We start from the raw sequence: 19,303 nt of genomic DNA on the forward strand, positions 1-19,303 counted from the left end.
GTCGGCGCACCGTGATAAACCGGGTCCGAGCAGCGGTCCGTCGCGGGCCGCCCGACCCCGAACGGACCGGAGGAACCGTGCCCCGCACCCTGGCCAACGCCCCGATCATGATCCTCAACGGCCCCAACCTGAATCTGCTCGGCCAGCGGCAGCCGGAGATCTACGGTTCCGACACCCTCGCCGACGTCGAGGCCCTGTGCGCCAAGGCAGCGGCCGCGCACGGCGGCACGGTCGACTTCCGCCAGTCCAATCACGAGGGCGAGCTGGTGGACTGGATCCACGAGGCGCGGCTGAACCACTGCGGCATCGTGATCAACCCGGGGGCCTACTCGCACACCTCCGTCGCCATCCTGGACGCCCTCAACACCTGTGACGGCATGCCGGTGTTGGAGGTCCACATCTCCAACATCCACAAGCGCGAGTCGTTCCGGCACCACTCCTACGTCTCGCTGCGCGCGGACGGGGTCATCGCGGGCTGCGGGGTGCAGGGGTACGTCTTCGGCGTGGAGCGGGTCGCGGCGCTGGCCGGGACGGGGCACGCCGACGCCTGAGCCGCGCTCCGGCCGCCAAGCCGCCCGGTCGGGGTCACGACGACATCTGCGCCGGGGCCGCCGGTCGAGGGCGGGGATCGACAGACCGGCGGCCCATCCGCCCAGGAGCCGTCATCCTGCGCGGGGCTGCTACCAGTTGACTGCGCAACTACGTGCAGGGGGAGCGTACGTACGACACCGGCGTGTGCGAATGATTCACACGGGGCGCGTGCGCGGCCTACTGATCCACAGCTTCGCGCGCCCCGCGCGGTCCCTCACCACCCGCGCGCGTGCCACTCCGGCAGCTGCGGGCGTTCCGCGCCCAGCGAGGTGTCGTTGCCGTGCCCCGGGTAGACCCACGTCTCGTCCGGGAGGACGTCGAAGATCTTCGTCTCCACATCGTGGATGAGGCTGGCGAACGCCTTGGGATCCTTGCGGGTGTTGCCCACACCGCCGGGGAAGAGGCAGTCCCCGGTGAACACATGGGGATGCCCGTGAGGGTCGTCGTAGACGAGCGCGATCGAACCGGGCGTGTGCCCGACCAGGTGGCGCGCGGTGAGCTCCACGCGCCCCACCCGGATGGTGTCGCCGTCGTCGACCAGCACGTCGGTCGGCACCGGGATGCCGTCGGCGTCGTACCGGCCCGCGTACGTGCGGGCGCCGGTGGCCGCCACGACCTCGGCGAGCGCCTGCCAGTGGTCGCCGTGCCGGTGGGTGGTGACGACGGACGCGATGCCGTCGTCACCGATCATGCCGAGCAGGGTCTCCGCCTCGTTCGCGGCGTCGATCAGTAGCTGCTCGTCCGTGGCCCGGCAGCGCAGCAGATAGGCGTTGTTGTTCATGGGACCGACCGCGATCTTCGTGATCATCAGGTCCTTGAGTTCGTGCACGTCGGCAGGTCCGCCGACCGTCACCTGTCCGCTGTACGTCATGAGCGCCAGCCTATAGCGGGGGAGCGGCCCCGGTCCTACAACGGGGGCAGCGCCGGGAGCGCTCCGCCGTCCACCGTCAGCGCGGCTCCGGTGCGGCGGCCGGCGAGCCAGCCCAGCAGGTCCGCCGGGGAGCCGGTGACGGTCACCTCGGGCCCGTCGTCCGCCTCCCGTCCCGTGCTCCACGCGTGCGTGCCGTCCGTGAGGCGCGTGGGCGGTACGTCGGGATGCCCGGCGAACCGGTCGGCGAGGAAGGCGATCTCCCGCTCCGTGAAGTCCGCCGGCAGATCCTCCAGCTCGTACCCGATTCCCAGGTCCACGTGGTGCAGCTCCACCTCCACCCACCGCCGGAACGGCACCCGCGACGCGGAGTCCGTGACCCCGCCCCGCAACTCCACCGTGCGCGACCAGTCGGCGGGAGCGTCCCCGGCCTCCTGGAACCGGGCCGCGCTCTCACGCAGGTCGGCGAGGTGGACGTCGAGAGGGCGCGGGGCGTCCCGCTCGATGTCGGCGTCCCGGGCCTCGCCGGAGACGTACATGGGGCGGCCTTCGAGGACGTTCACGAGGGCGTCCGCGTTGCGGGCGAGATGGGCCAGCACGTGACCCCGGGTCCAGCCGGGCAGCCGTGACGGCTGCGTCACAGAGGCGTTGTCCAGTTTGCCGACTGCGATGAGCAGCCGTTCCGTAGCGGCTTGTACAGACACCAGGTCATGACCGTGATCAATCATGGTGCTGACCCTAGCCCCGCCACCCCTTCGGGTGAAGGTGGTGAAGGAGTGCCGGTAATCGAATGCGCGTGCTATATGGTCGGACGTGACGTCGGGCATGCTGGAAAGCCGGGGTTTGTTGGCAACCCGTGAATCCGACCGGCGTTGTCAGTGGCTCCCCCTAGTCTGAGAAAGCACGGGGGCCCCGCCCCTGTCACTTCTCTCAAGAAAGGTGCGGACCGGCGTGGCCGACCGTCTCATCGTTCGTGGAGCGCGCGAGCACAATCTCAAGAACGTCTCGCTCGACCTGCCGCGCGACTCGCTCATCGTCTTCACGGGCCTGTCGGGGTCGGGCAAGTCCTCGCTGGCCTTCGACACCATCTTCGCGGAGGGACAGCGGCGCTACGTGGAGTCGCTCTCCTCGTACGCCCGGCAGTTCCTCGGCCAGATGGACAAGCCGGACGTCGACTTCATCGAGGGCCTGTCCCCGGCCGTCTCCATCGACCAGAAGTCGACCTCGCGCAACCCGCGCTCCACGGTCGGCACCATCACCGAGGTCTACGACTACCTGCGCCTGCTCTTCGCGCGCATCGGCAAGCCGCACTGTCCCGAGTGCGGCCGCCCGATCTCGCGCCAGTCGCCGCAGGCCATCGTCGACAAGGTCCTGGAGCTGCCGGAGGGCAGCCGCTTCCAGGTGCTGTCGCCGCTGGTGCGCGAGCGCAAGGGCGAGTTCGTCGACCTCTTCGCCGACCTCCAGACCAAGGGCTACTCCCGCGCGCGGGTGGACGGCGAGACCATTCAGCTGTCCAACCCACCCACGCTGAAGAAGCAGGAGAAGCACACCATCGAGGTGGTCGTCGACCGCCTCACGGTGAAGGACAGCGCCAAGCGCCGTCTCACCGACTCCGTCGAGACGGCCCTCGGCCTGTCCGGTGGCATGGTCGTGCTCGACTTCGTCGACCTCCCCGAGGACGACCCCGAGCGCGAGCGCATGTACTCGGAGCACCTGTACTGCGCGTACGACGACCTGTCCTTCGAGGAGCTGGAGCCCCGCTCCTTCTCCTTCAACTCGCCCTTCGGCGCCTGCCCGGACTGCTCCGGCATCGGCACGCGCATGGAGGTCGACGCCGAGCTGATCGTCCCGGACCCGGACAAGAGCCTCGACGAAGGTGCCATCCACCCCTGGTCGCACGGCCACACCAAGGACTACTTCGGCCGACTGATCGGCGCACTCGCCGACGCCCTGGGCTTCCGGACGGACATCCCCTTCGCGGGTCTCCCGCAGCGTGCCAAGAAGGCCCTCCTCCACGGCCACAAGACCCAGGTCGAGGTCCGCTACCGCAACCGCTACGGGCGCGAGCGCCGGTACACCACGGCCTTCGAGGGCGCCGTCCCGTTCGTCAAGCGCCGGCACAGCGAGGCCGAGAGCGACGCCAGCCGTGAGCGCTTCGAGGGCTACATGCGCGAGGTGCCCTGCCCGACCTGTGAGGGCACGCGCCTGAAGCCGATCGTCCTCGCGGTCACGATCATGGGCAAGTCCATCGCCGAGGTCTCCGCGATGTCGATCAGCGACTGCGCGGACTTCCTGAGGGAGCTGAAGCTCAGCGCCCGCGACAAGAAGATCGCCGAGCGCGTCCTGAAGGAGGTCAACGAGCGGCTGCGGTTCCTCGTCGACGTCGGCCTGGACTACCTCTCCCTGAACCGCGCGGCCGGCACGCTGTCCGGCGGCGAGGCCCAGCGCATCCGCCTGGCCACCCAGATCGGCTCCGGCCTCGTCGGCGTGCTGTACGTGCTCGACGAGCCGTCCATCGGCCTGCACCAGCGCGACAACCACCGGCTGATCGAGACCCTGGTCCGGCTGCGCGACATGGGCAACACGCTCATCGTCGTCGAGCACGACGAGGACACCATCAAGACCGCCGACTGGGTCGTCGACATCGGCCCCGGCGCCGGTGAGCACGGCGGCAAGGTCGTGCACAGCGGCTCCCTGCAGGAGCTGCTCGCCAACGCCGAGTCGCAGACCGGTCAGTACCTGTCCGGTAAGAAGGCGATCCCGCTGCCGGACATCCGGCGCCCGATCGACCCGTCCCGGCAGCTCACGGTGCACGGCGCCCGGGAGAACAACCTCCAGGACATCGACGTCTCCTTCCCGCTGGGCGTGTTCACCGCCGTCACCGGCGTGTCCGGCTCCGGCAAGTCGACCCTGGTCAACGACATCCTGTACACGCACCTGGCCCGCGAGCTGAACGGCGCGAGGAACGTGCCCGGGCGGCACACGCGCGTGGACGGCGACGACCTCGTCGACAAGGTCGTGCACGTGGACCAGTCGCCCATCGGCCGCACCCCCCGCTCCAACCCGGCCACGTACACCGGCGTCTTCGACCACATCCGCAAGCTGTTCGCCGAGACCACCGAGGCGAAGGTCCGCGGCTACATGCCCGGCCGCTTCTCCTTCAACGTCAAGGGCGGCCGCTGCGAGAACTGCGCGGGCGACGGCACCATCAAGATCGAGATGAACTTCCTCCCGGACGTCTACGTCCCGTGCGAGGTCTGCCACGGCGCCCGGTACAACCGGGAGACCCTGGAGGTCCACTACAAGGGCAAGTCCATCGCCGACGTCCTGAACATGCCGATCGAGGAGGCCACGGAGTTCTTCGAGGCGGTCCCCGCGATCTCCCGCCACATGAAGACCCTCAAGGACGTCGGCCTCGGCTACGTCCGGCTCGGCCAGTCCGCGACCACGCTGTCCGGCGGTGAGGCCCAGCGCGTCAAGCTCGCCAGCGAGCTCCAGCGCCGCTCCACCGGCCGCACGGTCTACGTCCTGGACGAGCCGACCACCGGTCTGCACTTCGAGGACATCAGCAAGCTGCTGACGGTCCTGTCCGGACTGGTCGACAAGGGCAACACGGTCATCGTCATCGAGCACAACCTCGACGTGATCAAGACCGCCGACTGGATCGTCGACATGGGTCCCGAAGGCGGCGCCGGCGGCGGCCTGGTCGTCGCCGAGGGCACTCCCGAGGAGGTCGCCGCGGTCCCGGCCAGCCACACCGGCAAGTTCCTGCGCGAGGTCCTCGGCGCCGACCGGATCAGCGACGCGTCCTCGGTGAAGGCCCCGCGCAAGACGGTGGCGAAGAAGACGGTCCCGGCACAGACCAGGGCGAAGAAGGCCGCCACCGGGACGGTCGACAGCACCGCCGCCAAGAAGACGGCCGCGAAGTCCACAAAGGCCGCCACCAAGAAGACCACGCGGGTGGCCAAGGGCTGACAGCTTCCGCCAACGTGCCGTGCCCCACAAGGAGTTCCCTTGTGGGGCACGGCACGTCCGCTTTGCTGATCAGGCGCTCTTCGGTTCCACGAACTGCATGTCGAGCTGGATCTTCACCACTTCCCCGAGCAGACCGGGAGCGAAGTCGAGCCCGAACTCGCTGCGCCGGATCTCACCCGTCGCCTCGAAGCCGGCATGCCGGCTGCCGTCCATGGGCACATCGACCAGTCCGCCGAACTCCACGGCGAGCGTCACCGGGCGGGTCACCTCGCCGATGGTCAGCTCGCCCTCCATCGTCCAGTCCTCGCCCGCACCCGACACCCGCGTCGAGCGGTACGTCATCGTCGGGCGCTTCTCGACGTCGAGCAGGTCGGAGGCGCGGACATGCGCGTCCCGGTCGGCGTTTCCGGTGTCGATCGAGGCCAGATCGACGGTGGCGGAGACCCGCACGTCCTCGACGCGCTCCCCGACGAACAGGTCGGCCTCCAGCCGCTCGAAGCGCCCCCGCACCTTGGCGATGCCCAGGTGACGGATGGTGAAGCCGACGGAGGAGTGGAACGGGTCCAGGGCCCAGTGCCCCGGGGCCAGCGGCAGAGCAGTGGCGGAAGCGGTGGTAGCGGTGTCATTCGTCATGGCCTCCACCCTGAGGTGTGCGCGACTCCTGAGGGAGACCGGCCGGAGCCTGGTAGTGGCAGGGACACCCTTCCCGCGCGCAGGGAGGGTACGTTCGGCGGGTGAGCGACAACGAGTTGGGCACGTTCCTGCGTACCTGGCGTGAAGCCGTCAGCCCCGCCGAGGTGGGCCTGCCCACCGGCCCGCGCCGCCGCACCCCGGGCCTGCGGCGGGCCGAACTGGCCACGCTCGCGGGCATCAGCGTCGAGTACCTCACCCGGCTGGAGCAGGGACGCGACCGTCACCCCTCCGCCCAGGTGCTTGGTGCCCTCGCCGACGCCCTGAACCTGTCTCTCGTCGACCGGATGCTGCTGCGCCGCCTCACCAAGGAGGCGGACGGCGGCGACCCGCTGCTCTGCGCGGCGGCTCCGGCGCTCAGCCGCACGGCCCGCCCCACCGTCCGGTCCGTGCTGGACCGCCTCGAACCGACCCCCGCGCTGGTGGTCAACTGGATCGGCGACGTCCTCGCCCACACCGCGGGATTCGAGCGGGTGGCCGGCCCCCTCGGCCTGTTGGACGACGATCCGCCGAACCTGCTCCGTTACCTGTTCACCGACGAGCGGGCCCGCAGCGCCTACCGCGACTGGGACCGGGTGGCCGACGACCTGGTCGCCCAGCTCCGGCACGAGGTCCCGCTGCGGGACCCGTACGTCGCCGAGCTGGCCGACGAGCTGACAGTGACGGCTGGGGCGGACTTCACCGACCGGTTCGCCGACCTGGCCGTGACGCCGCGGCGGACGGGCTCCCAGCACATCGAGCACCCGGAGGCCGGATCGCTGCGGCTGCTGCACGAGACGTTCGCGCTGCCCGACGAAGGCCAGCGCATGATCGTCCACCTGCCCGCGGACGACGCCACGGCCGCAGCCCTGGACCGCCTCAACGGCCGCCGCCCCGGCGCGCTGCGGGCCGTGGGGGAGGCCGGCTGAGCGACGCGCAGGGAACGAGCAGAGGACGTGGCAGGGGACGGGCAGGCACGCGTTCCCCGCTGTCCCTGCTGATCGTCCGTCCTGATCGTCCTCCCGTTCTGATCCTCGTCCGTGCGCTGATCGCCGTCCGTACGGATCGCGGAGGTGTCAGCCCTCCAGCTCGTGCGCGTACGGCGGTTCCGCCCCGGCCCGCGAGCAGGTGATCGCCGCCGCACGGGCCGCGAAGCCCAGCAGCCCGGCCCAGCCGTCGTGACCCAGCGCGGCCAGCGCCTGCGTGCTGAGGGCGTCGCGTGCCGCGAGCCCGTGCAGCAGCGCCGCGTTCACCGTGTCGCCCGCGCCGATCGTGTCCACGACCTCCACCCGCTCACCCGGCACCGCGTACTCACCGCCGGCGGTGAAGGCGGTCAGCCCGTCGCCGCCCCGGGTGATCACGACCGCGGCCGGGCCGGCCGCCAGCCACTCCTGGGGCGTGCCGCCGAGCCACCGGGCGTCCTCCTCGGACAGCTTCAGCAGGGACACCGACGGCAGCCAGCTCTTGAACCGCGCCCGGTAGGCGTCCGCGTCCGGGATCAGCCCGGACCTGATGTTCGGGTCCAGCGCGGTGAACACGCCCTGCGCGGCCGCCGCACGCATCAGCTCCTCGTAGGCGCTCGCCCCCGGCTCCAGCACCAGCGAGCAGGTCCCGAAGGAGACGGCCCGGGTGCCGGGCGGCAGCGCGGAGGGCGCCGTGAAGAGCCGGTCCGCCGTCCCGTCGACGTAGAAGGAGTACGCCGCCGAACCGTCCGCGCCGACCGTGGCGACGGCAAGCGTCGTGGGCTCGGCGCCACGCTGCACCGACGACACGTCCACCCCGGTCTCCCGCAGCCGGTCCAGCAGGGCCTCCCCGAAGGCGTCGTACGACACCCGGGAGCAGAAGGCGGCCGGCGAGCCGAGACGGCCCAGCGCCACCGCCGTGTTGTAGGGGCCCCCGCCGAGCGCCGGCTGGAGTGCCGCCAGGGCACCCGTGCCCCGCGGTACCAGGTCGATCAGTGCCTCACCGGCGACGACGATCATGCGACGGTTCCTCTCTCGGACTGCGCGGGCTGCTCAGGCTGCTCGAGCCGCACGGACCGCCCTGGCTCCTCGGGGCAGCCGCACGACGTGCGGTGGACGAAGGTGCAGGGGAGCCGCACGGTCCGCGCGGGCCGGTCCGGCTCGGCGAAACGCTCCAGGAGCACGCGTACGGCCCGGGCGCCGATGTCCCGGCTGGGCTGCGCGATCGCGGTGAGCCGGGGCGCGAACAGATCCGCCCAGGCGAAGTCGTCGAAGCAGCACAGTGCGATGTCTCCGGGCACGGACAGGCCGTGCGCGCGCAGGGCACGCAGCGCCCCGATGGTCATGGCGTTGTTGCCCGTGACCAGTGCGGTGGGCGGCACGGCGAGGGACAGCAGGGCGGCGGTGGCCTGTTCGGCACCGGCCGACTCCGAGTCGCCGTGGACCAGGAGCCGTTCGTCGTAGGGGAGTCCCCCGAACGCGAGGCCGGTCCGGTAGCCGGTGATCCGTTCGCTCGTGGTGCTGAGCCCCGGCCGTCCCGCCACCAGCCCGATCCGCCGGTGACCGAGACCGGCGAGATGGGTGACCAGCCGGGACGTCGGTTCGGCGTTGTCGGCGCAGACCTGGTCGAAGCGCGGCCCGCCGTCCGGGGCGTCCACGAGCCGGTCGAGGAACACGGCCGGTACGTCGTGCCGCCCCAGGTAGGCGAGCAGCCCGCCCGGATCCGCGGAGGGCGCGACGATCATGCCGTCCACCCGGCGCTCGTGCAGCAGCTGGACGACCTTGCGCTCGTGCTCCGGGTCGTCGTGCGGGTCGGCGATCAGGAGGCTGTAGCCGTGCTCCAGGGCGGCGGCCTCGACGCCCTGGAGGATCTCCGTGAAGTACGGGTTGCTGATCGCCGACACTGCCAGTCCGATGGACCGGGTACGGGCGGTCACCAGGGACCGGGCCAGCGTGTTCGTGGTGTAGCCGAGCTCCTCCACGGCGTCCAGGACCGCCTGGCGGGTGTGCGGCAGCACCGGCCGGGTGCCGTTCAGGACGTGCGAGACGGTCGCGACGGAGACTCCGGCGCTGCGCGCCACGTCGGCCATGGTCGCCATGCTTCTCCCGCCTCCTCTGTCAGGTCCTGGCGGGAACGTATCGCATCCGACGGCACACGTAAACGCTTACGCAAGCGTTTACGTCGCCCGAAGGGCACAGGGCAGAGGCCAGAGGAGAGGCAAAGAGCAGAGGCACAGGGGAGAGCGGAAGAGAGAGAGCGGCGAACCGCAGCCGCCCTCGGTGCCCCTACTCCCAGTCCCAGCCGATCCCCACGAACCCGGTCCGCACCCGCGGCTCGACCAGGTGCACCGACCGGTGCCGTCCGCTCAGCGCCAGGTCCTGGCAGCCGGTGCGCGGAGCAGCCGCCGAGTGCTGCGCGAAACGGTGGCAACGCGCCGGGAGGGCGGCCGCGTCGAAGCACACCTGGAGCGCGTACTGGCCGCCGGGGGAGTCGAAGCCGCGGAGGTACTCGCACGACACGCCCGCCGTGCCGTCCTCGACGCCGTAGCGGAACAGGAACGTGTCACCGGCCCGCAGCCGGGTGTCGAAGAGCAGTTCGGCCGCGAGCAGGCCCGTGTCGCGGTGCCAACGGACGCGTCCCGTACGGCAGTTCTCCAGCGCGTGCACCCTCATGCGCTCCGGTGCGGCTCCCCGGTCGCCGTGGTGGACGGCCACGAAGCGGTCGACGCCGTCCCGGTGGGCGCGCACGATGTGGTGCGACTCCCGCTCGGCCAGCTCGCGCCGCGCCCCGATGCGCAGCCGCTCGTGGTGCCCGAGGGTGTGCAGACCGCCGTCCGGCGGGCAGTCCAGCTCGGCCAGGAGCTGGTCCAGGACCCCGGAGGCCTCGACGAGGGAGCGGTAGGAGCGGGCCGCGGACCGCTGCCCGGACGGGCCTTCGCCCGGCTCGGCGAGCAGCCGGATCAGCGACTCCTCGGGAAGCTCCAGGATCTCCTCCAGCGCACGCACGGCCCGCAGCGACTCGGGGCGCTGCGGGCGCCTGGCCCCCTGCTGCCAGTAACTCAGGCTGGTGACGCCGACCTTCACCCCGTGGCGGGAGAGATGGTGCTGCACACGTTGCAGCGGCAGGCCGCGGGCGGCGATCGCGGCACGCAGGGCGACGTGGAAGGGGCCGCCGCGCAGAACCGTGTCCAGTTCCGCGGTGGCGGCGTCCGCGTGCTGTGGGGCGTGCGGCATGCAGGGGCCTCTCTGTGAGTCGGCGACGGCTGGTCAGACCGTTCGCGCGGGCCGCCCGGGGCCGTTCCGCCGGCGCAGGGGAGGTCTTCACATCCGTACGCCGTCGTTCAGGGTCCCGAGTTCCTCCGCATTGAAGCGTGTTGACCTGGTCCCGACAACACTTGATGCCGGACAGTGACGTACTCCCGGCCAGGCCCGTCGTCCGGACATGCGACCGCCCGGGGCGTGGCACCCCGGGCGGTCTCTGCTGACGGCGTCACCGGCCTGAGCCGAGGCCGGTGGGTCCGGCGTCCGGCTATGAGCGGTCGCTTGCGCCCCGTTCCTCGACGGCCAGGCGCTTGGCCCGCACTATGTCGGGGTCGCGCGGGTCGAGGGCGTCGTGCAGCGCGAACCGTTCGTCCGCGTACCGACGGGCGCGGACGGCCCGCCGGGTCTTCTCGATCCGCATCCGCTTCATCTGCGCAGCCCTCCGACCCGTGGCCCGCCCGTTTCGCACCGAAACGGCCGGTCCGCACCGACAACCTGTGCCTGCACCGGCACGGCCTCCGTCCGCCGGACGACGCCGTGTCCCCGTGGGAAGCCTGCATTCCCGCTCCCGGCGTGCCGTAACCCCGGACGGAGCATGCCGTTGGAAACTGCCCCTCGCCGAGTCCATGATCGTGCCCCCGCCGTCCCGTCGGGCTGTCGGTGCTCGCCAGTAGGGTGTGAGACATGGCCGACCCCTCCAGCTACCGCCCCAAACCGGGTGAGATCCCCGACTCGCCGGGGGTCTACAGGTTCCGTGACGAGCACCGCCGGGTGATCTACGTCGGCAAGGCGAAAAGCCTGCGCCAGCGCCTGGCGAACTACTTCCAGGACCTGGCGGGCCTGCACCCGCGCACCCGCTCCATGGTCACCACGGCCGCGTCCGTGGAGTGGACGGTGGTGTCCACGGAGGTCGAGGCGCTCCAGCTGGAGTACTCGTGGATCAAGGAGTACGACCCCCGGTTCAACGTCAAGTACCGCGACGACAAGAGCTACCCGTACCTCGCGGTGACGATGAACGAGGAGTACCCGCGCGTGCAGGTGATGCGCGGTCACAAGAAGAAGGGCGTGCGCTACTTCGGGCCGTACGCGCACGCGTGGGCGATCCGCGACACCGTCGACCTGCTGCTGCGCGTCTTCCCCGTGCGCACCTGCTCGGCCGGCGTCTTCAAGAACGCCGCCCGTACGGGCCGCCCCTGCCTCCTCGGTTACATCGGCAAGTGCTCCGCCCCCTGCGTGGACCGGGTCTCCGCCGAGGAGCACCGCGAACTGGCCGACGAGTTCTGCGACTTCATGACCGGCCGGACGGCCACGTACATCCGCCGCCTGGAGAAGCAGATGGGTGAGGCGGCCGAGGAGATGGAGTACGAGCGGGCGGCCCGGCTGCGCGACGACATCGAGGCCCTGAAGAAGGCCATGGAGAAGAACGCGGTCGTGCTCGCCGACGCGACCGACGCGGACCTGATCGCGGTCGCCGAGGACGAGCTGGAGGCGGCCGTCCAGATCTTCCACGTGCGCGGCGGACGCGTGCGCGGCCAGCGCGGCTGGGTCACGGACAAGGTGGAGGAGATCACCACCGGCGCCCTGGTGGAGCACGCCCTGCAGCAGCTGTACGGCGAGGAGACGGGCGACGCCGTGCCCAAGGAGGTCCTCGTCCCCGCCCTGCCCGACCCGGTGGAACCCGTCCAGGAGTGGCTCGCCGGGCGGCGCGGCTCGGGCGTGTCCCTGCGCGTCCCGCAGCGCGGCGACAAGAAGGCCCTCATGGAGACGGTGCAGCGCAACGCCCAGCAGGCGCTCGTCCTGCACAAGACCAAGCGCGCCTCCGACCTGACCACGCGCTCGCGGGCCCTGGAGGAGATCTCCGACGCCCTGGACCTGGACAGCGCCCCGCTGCGGATCGAGTGCTACGACATCTCCCACCTCCAGGGCGACGACGTGGTGGCCTCCATGGTCGTCTTCGAGGACGGCCTGGCCCGCAAGAGCGAGTACCGGCGGTTCCAGATCAAGGGCTTCGCCGGACAGGACGACGTCCGCTCCATGCACGAGGTGATCACCCGCCGTTTCCGCCGCTACCTCGCCGAGAAGGAGAAGACGGGCGAGTGGACCGACAGTGAGGACGGCCAGGACCGCGAAGGAACCCTCGCCGGCACGGACCTCGCCGGCGCCCCGAACACCCTCACCGAGGACGACGGCCGCCCCAAGAAGTTCGCCTACCCGCCCCAGCTCGTCGTCGTCGACGGCGGCGCCCCCCAGGTCGCGGCCGCCCAGCGGGCCCTGGACGACCTCGGGATCGACGACATAGCCGTGTGCGGCCTCGCCAAGCGCCTGGAGGAGGTCTGGCTGCCCGGTGACGACGATCCGGTCGTCCTGCCCCGCACCAGCGAGGGCCTGTACCTGCTCCAGCGGGTCCGTGACGAGGCCCACCGCTTCGCGATCAGCTACCAGCGCACCAAACGGTCCAAGCGCTTCCGGTCCAGCCCCCTGGACGACGTCCCCGGACTCGGGGACACGCGCAAGCAGGCACTCCTGAAGCACTTCGGCTCGTTGAAGAAACTGCGATCCGCCACCATCGACCAGATCTGCGAGGTTCCCGGGATAGGCCGCAAGACCGCCGAGACGATCGCGGTGGCCCTCGCCCAGGCGGCCCCGGCCGCACCCGCCGTCAACACGGCGACTGGAGAGATCATGGAAGAGGAACCCGGCACCATGGGTCCCGGTGGGGAGCCCGTACGGACGGGCGCCCCGGACGAACGACGGGGGCAGGAGACATGAATGTGAACGAGCACGACGGGCAAGAAGAGCAAGCCGGAGACGGAGCACAGGTGAGTACGGGCACGCCCAACGACAAGGCCGCAGTCCCGGACGCGGCCATCCCCGAGCTGGTGATCATCTCCGGCATGTCCGGGGCCGGCCGCTCGACGGCCGCGAAGTGCCTGGAGGACCTCGGCTGGTTCGTCGTCGACAACCTGCCGCCCGCGCTGATCCCCACCATGGTGGAGCTCGGCGCCCGCTCCCAGGGCAACGTGGCCCGGATCGCCGTCGTCGTCGACGTCCGCGGCCGCCGCTTCTTCGACAACCTCCGCGAGTCCCTCGCCGACCTGGAGGCGAAGAACGTCACCCGGAGGATCGTCTTCCTGGAGTCCTCCGACGAGGCCCTGGTGCGCCGCTTCGAGTCGGTGCGCCGCCCGCACCCCCTCCAGGGCGACGGGCGGATCGTCGACGGCATCGCCGCCGAGCGGGAGCTGCTGCGCGAACTGCGCGGCGACGCCGACCTGGTGATCGACACCTCCAGCCTCAACGTGCACGAGCTGCGCGCCAAGATGGACGCCCAGTTCGCAGGCGAGGAGGAGCCGGAGCTGCGGGCCACGGTCATGTCCTTCGGCTACAAGTACGGGCTGCCGGTCGACGCCGACCTGGTCGTCGACTGCCGCTTCCTGCCGAACCCGCACTGGGTGCCGGAGCTGCGCCCGTACACGGGCCTCAACGAGGAGGTGTCGGGTTACGTCTTCAACCAGCCCGGCGCCAAGGAGTTCCTCGACCGGTACACGGAGCTCCTCCAGCTCGTCGCCACCGGGTACCGCCGTGAGGGCAAGCGCTACGTGACCATCGCCGTGGGCTGCACGGGCGGCAAGCACCGCTCGGTCGCCATGTCGGAGAAGCTCGCCGCCCGGCTCGCCGCCGAGGGCGTGGAGACGGTGGTCGTACACCGGGACATGGGACGCGAATGACACGACGTACTCCGCGGCTGAGCCGGCTGCGCCGGGTGGTGTCCGACGGCAGCACCGACGAAAGGGGCGGCCGGCCCGCCGAGGCCCGGGGCGGCAGACCCCGCCGCCGGGGCACCCAGCCCAAGGTCGTCGCCCTCGGCGGCGGCATGGGCCTGTCCGCGTCGCTCGCCGCGCTGCGCCGGATCACCGGCGACCTCACCGCCGTCGTCACCGTGGCCGACGACGGCGGCTCCAGCGGCCGGCTGCGCGACGAGCTGGGCGTGCTGCCGCCCGGCGACCTGCGCAAGGCACTGGCCGCGCTGTGCGGTGACGACGACTGGGGCCAGACCTGGGCGCGTGTCATCCAGCACCGCTTCCAGTCCAAGGGCGACCTGCACGAACACGCGGTCGGTAATCTGCTGATCGTCGCCCTGTGGGAGCAGCTCGGCGACCACGTCCAGGCCCTCGACCTGGTCGGGCGGCTGCTCGGCGCGCAGGGGCGCGTGCTGCCCATGTCCGCCGTCCCGCTGGAGCTCCAGGCCCTGGTCAAGGGCCACGACCCGGCCCGCCCGGACGAGGTGGACACGGTCCGCGGCCAGGCCACCGTCGCCCTCACCCCGGGCGAGGTGCAGTCGGTGCACCTCGTGCCGTCCGACCCGCCCGCCGTGCCCGAGGCGGTCGAGGCGGTGCTGGACGCGGACTGGGTCGTGCTCGGCCCCGGCTCCTGGTTCTCGTCGGTCATCCCGCACCTGCTCGTGCCCGAGCTGCTGGACGCGCTCACACAGACCAAGGCCCGCCGGATACTCTCTCTGAACCTCGCCCCGCAGCCCGGAGAAACCGAGGGCTTCTCCCCGCAGCGTCATTTGGAGGTTTTGGGACGACACGCCCCTAAACTCGCCCTGGACGTGGTGCTGGCCGACGAGGCCGCCGTGCCCGACCGCGCCCTGCTGACCGATGCCGCCAAACGGTTCGGGGCCGCGGTCGAGCTGGCGCCGGTGGCCCGGCCCGACGGGACCCCGAGGCATGACCCGGAGCTGTTGGCCGCCGCGTACGACCGTATTTTTCGGATGCATGGAAGGATCGGCCCATGGCGATGACGGCAGCGGTGAAGGACGAGATCTCCCGGCTCCCCGTCACCCGGACCTGCTGCAGAAAGGCGGAGGTCTCCGCCATTCTGCGGTTCGCCGGCGGCCTTCACCTGGTGAGCGGTCGGATTGTGATCGAGGCGGAGCTGGACACGGCGATGGCGGCCCGCCGCCTCAAGCGGGACATCCTGGAGATCTTCGGCCACAGCTCGGAGCTGATCGTGATGGCACCGGGCGGACTGCGCCGCGGCTCGCGCTACGTGGTGCGCGTCGTCGCGGGCGGCGACCAGCTGGCCCGCCAGACCGGCCTGGTCGACGGGCGGGGCCGCCCGATCCGCGGCCTGCCCCCGCAGGTGGTCTCGGGGGCCACCTGCGACGCCGAGGCCGCCTGGCGGGGCGCCTTCCTGGCGCACGGCTCGCTCACCGAGCCCGGCCGCTCCTCCTCCCTGGAGGTGACCTGCCCGGGCCCCGAGGCCGCGCTCGCGCTGGTCGGCGCCGCCCGCCGCCTGTCGATCGCCGCCAAGGCCCGCGAGGTGCGCGGCGTGGACCGGGTCGTCGTCCGCGACGGTGACGCGATCGGCGCCCTGCTCACCCGCCTCGGCGCCCACGAGTCGGTGCTGGCCTGGGAGGAGCGCCGGATGCGCCGCGAGGTGCGGGCCACGGCGAACCGGCTCGCCAACTTCGACGACGCCAACCTGCGCCGCTCGGCCCGTGCGGCCGTCGCCGCCGGTGCCCGTGTGCAGCGCGCGCTGGAGATCCTCGGCGAGGACGTGCCCGAGCACCTCGCCGCGGCCGGCCGGCTGCGCATGGAGCACAAGCAGGCCTCGCTGGAGGAGCTGGGCGCGCTCGCCGACCCGCCGCTGACCAAGGACGCCGTCGCCGGCCGGATCCGCCGTCTGCTGGCCATGGCCGACAAGCGCGCCTCCGACCTGGGCATCCCGGGCACGGAGGCCAACCTCTCCGAGGAGCTGGCCGACAATCTCGTAGGCTGATCCCACAGTCCGTCAAAAGCCGGTGCTGTCCGCCACTTGGGTGGTCGGCACCGGTTTTCGCGTGTCGCTCGGGCACTCTTGACTCGATCATGGACTGTCATGAGCCTGGCATCTGTTCGCTGCTGTGGCGAACCCACGCTAGGGGGGTTCATGAGACGAAGAGCGAGATCGATCCTCGCTGTCGGCACGCTCCTGATCGGCGGAGCGAGCATCGCACCCATCGCCCAGGCACAACCTGACAGTTCATCCCCGTCCGACCCGGACGAAGTCAAGGTCTTCCGCGCCGAGGTCACCCACGAGCAGGTACCCCTGCTGCTCGCGGCCGGCCAGGACGGCCACGAACTCAGTGAGCAGGTGCCCGAGAAGGGAACCGCCACCATCGAGGTCATCCTGACCGACCAGCAGGCGAAGAAGCTGGCGAAGCAGGGCGTCGACCTCACCGAGCACGACCTCTCCAAGAAGGCGGAGGCCCGTGTCGAGAACGCCGCCGAGGGTGTGTTCCGCCCGTACAGCGGCAAGGGTGGCATCAAGGAGGAGATCCTCAGGACCGCGCAGGACAACCCCGGCCTCACCAAGGTCGTCTCCATCGGCAAGACGGTCAGGGGCCAGGACATCCTCGCGCTGAAGCTCACCAAGGGCGCGAAGAAGACGAAGGACGGCTCCAAGCCCTCGGTCCTCTACCTGTCCAACCAGCACGCGCGCGAGTGGATCACGCCGGAGATGACCCGGCGCCTGATGCACCACTACCTGGACAACTACAAGAAGGACCGGCGCGTCAAGAAGATCGTCGACTCCACCGAACTGTGGTTCGTCATCTCGGCCAACCCCGACGGCTACGACCACACCCACACCGGTGACGACAACCGCCTGTGGCGCAAGAACCTGCGGGACGTCAACGGCGACGGCGTCATCGGCACCGGCGACGGCGTCGACCTCAACCGCAACTTCGCCTACAAGTGGGGCTACGACGACGAGGGTTCGTCCCCCGACCCCACCAGCGAGACCTACCGCGGCGCCGGACCGGCCTCGGAGCCGGAGACCAAGGCTCTGGACGCCTTCCAGGAGCGGATCGGCTTCACGTACGGCATCAACTACCACTCCGCCGCCGAACTCATCCTCTACGGGGTCGGCTGGCAGGTGGCCACCACCACCCCGGACGACGTCATGTACGAGGCGCTGGCCGGTACGCCCGAGAACCCCGCGGTCCCCGGCTACCACCCGCAGGTCTCGTCCGAGCTGTACACCACCAACGGCGAGGCCGACGGCCACGCGGCGAACGTCAACGGCCTGGCGATGTTCACCCCGGAGATGTCGACCTGTCAGACCGCCTCGAACGCCGACCCGGACGACGAGTGGAAGGCGTCCGACTGCCGGTCGATCTTCACCTTCCCGGACGACGAGAAGCTGATCCAGCAGGAGTTCGCCAAGAACGTCCCGTTCGCGCTCTCCGTCGCCGAGTCCGCCGCCCACCCCGACCGGCCGTCCTCGTCGGTCGGACTGAGCGCCGCCGACTTCACCCCGGCCGCGTTCCCCGTGTCGTACTCCCGCGGCGCCGACCAGGAGGTCTCCGTCGTCGCACGCAAGTCGCTGCGCGACAAGGAGCTGAAGTACCGCGTCAACGGCGGCCGCACCGAGGACATGGCCCTCAAGCCCTGGAAGGGCGGCGAGACCTACGGCGGTGAGGACAACCTCTACTTCGACGAGTACCGGGCGAAGGTCAGGGACGGCGATCCCGGCGACAAGGTCGAGGTCTGGTTCACCGGGGAGACGAAGAAAGGCAAGAAGGTCTCCAGCAAGCGCTTCACCTACACCGTCGCCGAGCGGCCCAGGGCGGACACCCTCGTCGTCGCCGAGGAGGGCGCGGCCGCCACGCAGGCACAGAAGTACGTGGACGCCCTCAAGGCCAACGGCCGCAAGGCGCTCGTCTGGGACGTCGCCGGGCGCGGCGCGCCGGACGCCCTCGGGGTGCTGAGCCACTTCGACACCGTCGTCCACTACACGGGCGCCGGCGTCCCCGGCAACGCCACCCAGCTCCAGCTGCGGTCCTTCCTCAACGAGGGCGGCAGGCTGATCGAGGCCGGCGAGCAGGCCGGCGGCAGCGTCGACCTCGGCGGCGGCACCCTGTCGAACGACTTCAGCCAGTACTACCTGGGCGCCTACAGCCGTACCTCGGCCGCCGGAGCCACCGGCTTCACCGGCTCCGGCGAGCTGGGCGGCTTCCAGGGCCCGCTCGCCGCCGCGCCCGGCAACCCCCTGGACAAGGCGGGCCGCTACGGCGTCACCTCCGACGAACTGCCCGCCGACCAGTTCCCGCAGTTCGCGAGCAAGGGCGCCGGACAGTTCGCCGGCGCGGTCAACCCGTACGGCCCGTACGCGGGTTCCTCGATGGCCGCCGCCGTCCACACCGACAACGCCTACAAGCGCCTCACCCGCACCGTGGACCTCACCGGCGTCGCCGCGGCCGACAAGCCCGTTCTGCGCACCCAGCTGATGTGGGACACCGAGCCCGGCTACGACAACGTCCTGGTCGAGGCCCACACCGCGGGCGCCGACGACTGGACCACCCTGCCCGAGACGGGCGGCGCCACCAAGACCGCCGTTCCGGCCGAGTGCGGGGGCGGCTTCTACGTCCGTGGGCACCCCTGGCTGAAGCACTACCTGACCCTGTCGGACGACGGCTGCACCGCGACCGGCAGCACCGGGTCGTGGAACAGCCTCACCGGTTCCTCCGGCGGCTGGCAGCGGGTGGACTTCGACCTGAGCGCGTACGCCGGCAAGACGGTCGAGGTCTCGATCAGCTACGTCACCGACCCGGGCACCGGCGGACACGGCGTCCTCGCCGACGACGCCTCGCTCGTCGTAGGCGGCACGGCGAAGGAGACCGAGGGCTTCGAGACCTCGCTCGGCGCCTGGAAGGCGGCCGGACCGCCTGCGGGCAGCCCGGCCGTCCTGAAGGACTGGGCCCGCACCGGGGCCCTGTTCCAGACCTACGGCGCGGTCACCACGGACGACACCGTGCTGCTGGGCTTCGGCCTCGAGCACGTCGCCACCGCGGCCGACCGGGCGGCACTGATGAGAAAGGCGCTCGCCTCCCTCGACGTGTGACCGCAGACGTGTGGCCCCGCAGAGGTTGGGAACTCTCCGTCAACAGGCACCACACCGCGTAGCGAAATCGAGTGATCTCGCTCTCGGTGAC

The 19,303-nt window shown here is 71.1% G+C and carries 15 protein-coding genes; 8 read left to right on the forward strand and 7 right to left on the reverse strand.

The window, feature by feature from the left end; genetic code table 11:
* Positions 1-77: 77 nt before the first annotated feature.
* On the forward strand, positions 78-551 hold the full coding sequence (aroQ, locus tag AC07F0_RS14860; RefSeq protein WP_307174525.1) for a type II 3-dehydroquinate dehydratase: 474 nt from the start codon (positions 78-80) through the stop codon (positions 549-551).
* Positions 552-805: 254 nt separating this feature from the next.
* Here aroQ and AC07F0_RS14865 read toward each other — a convergent pair whose 3' ends face one another.
* Together AC07F0_RS14865 and AC07F0_RS14870 are read right to left on the reverse strand one after the other, a co-directional pair.
* Positions 806-1,462: an MBL fold metallo-hydrolase gene (locus AC07F0_RS14865; RefSeq protein WP_478978701.1), complete on the reverse strand. Its 657-nt coding sequence runs from the start codon at positions 1,460-1,462 to the stop codon at positions 806-808.
* 35 nt (positions 1,463-1,497) lie between these two features.
* Positions 1,498-2,187, reverse strand: coding sequence for a maleylpyruvate isomerase family mycothiol-dependent enzyme (locus AC07F0_RS14870; protein ID WP_478978703.1), 690 nt, complete (start codon positions 2,185-2,187; stop codon positions 1,498-1,500).
* A gap of 223 nt (positions 2,188-2,410) precedes the next feature.
* On the opposite strand from AC07F0_RS14870, the gene uvrA reads away from it, so the two are divergent.
* On the forward strand, positions 2,411-5,434 hold the full coding sequence (gene uvrA / locus AC07F0_RS14875; protein ID WP_478978706.1) for an excinuclease ABC subunit UvrA: 3,024 nt from the start codon (positions 2,411-2,413) through the stop codon (positions 5,432-5,434).
* Positions 5,435-5,503: 69 nt separating this feature from the next.
* Here uvrA and AC07F0_RS14880 read toward each other — a convergent pair whose 3' ends face one another.
* On the reverse strand, positions 5,504-6,067 hold the full coding sequence (locus tag AC07F0_RS14880; protein WP_478978709.1) for a YceI family protein: 564 nt from the start codon (positions 6,065-6,067) through the stop codon (positions 5,504-5,506).
* 101 nt (positions 6,068-6,168) lie between these two features.
* Here AC07F0_RS14880 and AC07F0_RS14885 point away from each other — a divergent pair, with 101 nt between their 5' ends.
* Complete coding sequence (locus AC07F0_RS14885; RefSeq protein WP_436728983.1) at positions 6,169-7,032, forward strand: helix-turn-helix domain-containing protein; 864 nt, start codon at positions 6,169-6,171, stop codon at positions 7,030-7,032.
* Between the two features lie 147 nt (positions 7,033-7,179).
* Here the strand turns inward: AC07F0_RS14885 and AC07F0_RS14890 are convergent, their stop codons facing one another.
* From AC07F0_RS14890 to AC07F0_RS14905, 4 genes are all read right to left on the reverse strand, one after another.
* Entirely contained in the window at positions 7,180-8,085 is a 906-nt protein-coding gene (locus AC07F0_RS14890; protein WP_478978712.1) for a carbohydrate kinase family protein, read from the reverse strand.
* Entirely contained in the window at positions 8,082-9,164 is a 1,083-nt protein-coding gene (locus AC07F0_RS14895; RefSeq protein WP_478978715.1) for a LacI family DNA-binding transcriptional regulator, read from the reverse strand. The genes AC07F0_RS14890 and AC07F0_RS14895 overlap by 4 nt, the downstream gene beginning before the upstream one ends.
* Positions 9,165-9,351: 187 nt before the next feature.
* Positions 9,352-10,299, reverse strand: a complete 948-nt coding sequence (locus AC07F0_RS14900; protein WP_478978718.1) for a hypothetical protein — start codon at positions 10,297-10,299, stop codon at positions 9,352-9,354.
* Between the two features lie 295 nt (positions 10,300-10,594).
* On the reverse strand, positions 10,595-10,756 hold the full coding sequence (locus tag AC07F0_RS14905) for a hypothetical protein (protein ID WP_436728987.1): 162 nt from the start codon (positions 10,754-10,756) through the stop codon (positions 10,595-10,597).
* 254 nt (positions 10,757-11,010) lie between these two features.
* Here AC07F0_RS14905 and uvrC point away from each other — a divergent pair, with 254 nt between their 5' ends.
* The 5 genes from uvrC to AC07F0_RS14930 all read left to right on the forward strand — a co-directional run bounded on the left by uvrC (position 11,011) and on the right by AC07F0_RS14930 (position 19,212).
* Entirely contained in the window at positions 11,011-13,095 is a 2,085-nt protein-coding gene (gene uvrC, locus AC07F0_RS14910; protein WP_478978721.1) for an excinuclease ABC subunit UvrC, read from the forward strand.
* On the forward strand, positions 13,092-14,051 hold the full coding sequence (gene rapZ / locus AC07F0_RS14915; protein WP_355843664.1) for an RNase adapter RapZ: 960 nt from the start codon (positions 13,092-13,094) through the stop codon (positions 14,049-14,051). Before uvrC ends, rapZ begins: the two co-directional genes overlap by 4 nt.
* Positions 14,048-15,127 carry a gluconeogenesis factor YvcK family protein gene (locus tag AC07F0_RS14920; RefSeq protein WP_478978724.1) on the forward strand — a complete coding sequence of 360 codons (1,080 nt, stop codon included), beginning with the start codon at positions 14,048-14,050 and terminating at the stop codon, positions 15,125-15,127. Before rapZ ends, AC07F0_RS14920 begins: the two co-directional genes overlap by 4 nt.
* Complete coding sequence (gene whiA / locus AC07F0_RS14925; RefSeq protein WP_010039680.1) at positions 15,118-16,107, forward strand: DNA-binding protein WhiA; 990 nt, start codon at positions 15,118-15,120, stop codon at positions 16,105-16,107. The genes AC07F0_RS14920 and whiA overlap by 10 nt, the downstream gene beginning before the upstream one ends.
* Before the next feature lie 150 nt (positions 16,108-16,257).
* Positions 16,258-19,212: a M14 family metallopeptidase gene (locus AC07F0_RS14930; protein ID WP_478978727.1), complete on the forward strand. Its 2,955-nt coding sequence runs from the start codon at positions 16,258-16,260 to the stop codon at positions 19,210-19,212.
* Positions 19,213-19,303 lie beyond the last annotated feature (91 nt).

It is taken from the genome of Streptomyces sp. NPDC045955 (genome assembly GCF_056430805.1).

Excerpts from the sequence above, each read along its gene's own strand:
- AC07F0_RS14865 (WP_478978701.1), bottom strand. The coding sequence starts at position 1,462 with ATGACGTACAGCGGACAGGTGACGGTCGGCGGACCTGCCGACGTGCAC.
- AC07F0_RS14870 (WP_478978703.1), bottom strand. The coding sequence starts at position 2,187 with ATGATTGATCACGGTCATGACCTGGTGTCTGTACAAGCCGCTACGGAA.
- AC07F0_RS14880 (WP_478978709.1), bottom strand. The coding sequence starts at position 6,067 with ATGACGAATGACACCGCTACCACCGCTTCCGCCACTGCTCTGCCGCTG.
- AC07F0_RS14890 (WP_478978712.1), bottom strand. The coding sequence starts at position 8,085 with ATGATCGTCGTCGCCGGTGAGGCACTGATCGACCTGGTACCGCGGGGC.
- AC07F0_RS14895 (WP_478978715.1), bottom strand. The coding sequence starts at position 9,164 with ATGGCGACCATGGCCGACGTGGCGCGCAGCGCCGGAGTCTCCGTCGCG.
- AC07F0_RS14900 (WP_478978718.1), bottom strand. The coding sequence starts at position 10,299 with ATGCCGCACGCCCCACAGCACGCGGACGCCGCCACCGCGGAACTGGAC.
- AC07F0_RS14905 (WP_436728987.1), bottom strand. The coding sequence starts at position 10,756 with ATGAAGCGGATGCGGATCGAGAAGACCCGGCGGGCCGTCCGCGCCCGT.
- uvrC (WP_478978721.1), top strand. The coding sequence starts at position 11,011 with ATGGCCGACCCCTCCAGCTACCGCCCCAAACCGGGTGAGATCCCCGAC.
- rapZ (WP_355843664.1), top strand. The coding sequence starts at position 13,092 with ATGAATGTGAACGAGCACGACGGGCAAGAAGAGCAAGCCGGAGACGGA.
- AC07F0_RS14920 (WP_478978724.1), top strand. The coding sequence starts at position 14,048 with ATGACACGACGTACTCCGCGGCTGAGCCGGCTGCGCCGGGTGGTGTCC.
- whiA (WP_010039680.1), top strand. The coding sequence starts at position 15,118 with ATGGCGATGACGGCAGCGGTGAAGGACGAGATCTCCCGGCTCCCCGTC.
- AC07F0_RS14930 (WP_478978727.1), top strand. The coding sequence starts at position 16,258 with ATGAGACGAAGAGCGAGATCGATCCTCGCTGTCGGCACGCTCCTGATC.